Origin of the sequence: Mycobacterium asiaticum (assembly GCF_001673365.1) — a bacterium.
GTDB classification, from domain to species: Bacteria; Actinomycetota; Actinomycetes; order Mycobacteriales; family Mycobacteriaceae; genus Mycobacterium; species Mycobacterium asiaticum_A.
This window is the reverse complement of record NZ_LZLS01000126.1, coordinates 1-1,098: the sequence shown is the minus strand read 5'-3', so window position 1 is coordinate 1,098 and position 1,098 is coordinate 1. Positions and strand designations below refer to the sequence as shown.

The window sequence follows — 1,098 nt, the reverse complement described above, 5'->3', positions numbered from 1 at the left end:
CTAGCTGTACTGACCACGGACGTTGGTGACGGCGTGGTGAGGTGACAAGACGAAGACCTCCGAGTGGAGTGCGAGCTGTCTAGGAACGCTCACCGATCTCGGAGGTCTTCGTGGTTCACCGTAACGCCCCGTTGTCTGAAACCGGCCGTCTGCGGCTGGCTCGATGCGTCGTCGATGACGGATGGTCGCGTCGACGCGCGGCCGAACGCTTCCAGGTGTCGGTGACCACCGTCTGTCGGTGGGTGGACCGCTACCTCGAGCTGGGCGAGGCCGGAATGGCCGACCGCAGCTCACGACCGCACCACAGCCCCAACCGCACCCCTTCGCGGACCGAGCGGCGCATCATCGGCGTGCGCGTGACTCGCCGCTGGGGGCCGGCGAGAATCGCCTACCTGCTGCGATTGAGCGTCTCCACGGTGCACAACGTGCTACGCCGCTACGGCATCGCCCGGCTGCGGTGGCTCGACCGCGCTACCGGCCGCGTGGTGCGCCGCATGGAGTCGGCGGCGTGCGGTGATCTGGTGCACGTCGACGTCAAGAAGCTGGGGAAGATCCCCGCCGGCGGCGGCTGGCGCAAGCTCGGCCGGGCCGCCGGCAAGCGCAACGCCCAGGCCGACAAGAGTTCGGGTCGGCACTCCAAACACCGCCACCCGTTGCGGGGCTACCACTTCCTGCACACCGCCATTGATGCGCACTCTCGGTTGGCCTACTCCGAGATGCTGCCCGATGAGCGCAAGGAGACCGCCGCCGAGTTCTGGCGCCGAGCCAACGGCTGGTTCGTCGAGCACGGCATCGTCGTTCGTAAAGTGTTGACCGACAACGGGTCCTGCTATCGATCGCACGTCTTCCGGGACGCACTAGGCGAAGACGTCGAGCACCGTCGGACTCGGCCTTATCGGCCGCAGACCAACGGCAAAGTCGAGCGCTTCCACCGCACCCTGGCCGACGAATGGGCCTACGCCCGGCTCTACACCAGCGACACAGAACGCTGCGCCGAATACCCGCGCTGGTTGCACACCTACAATCACCACCGCGGCCACACAGCACTCGGCGGTCAACCACCAGCCAGCCGTGTACCTAACCTCTCAGGTCAGTACA

The 1,098-nt window shown here is 66.6% G+C and carries 1 protein-coding gene; it reads left to right on the top strand.

The window, feature by feature from the left end:
- Nucleotides 1-110: 110 nt before the first annotated feature.
- Nucleotides 111-1,098, top strand: a 988-nt coding sequence (locus tag A5634_RS13515) for an IS481 family transposase (RefSeq protein WP_065144553.1), incomplete at its 3' end; no start/stop codon positions are given.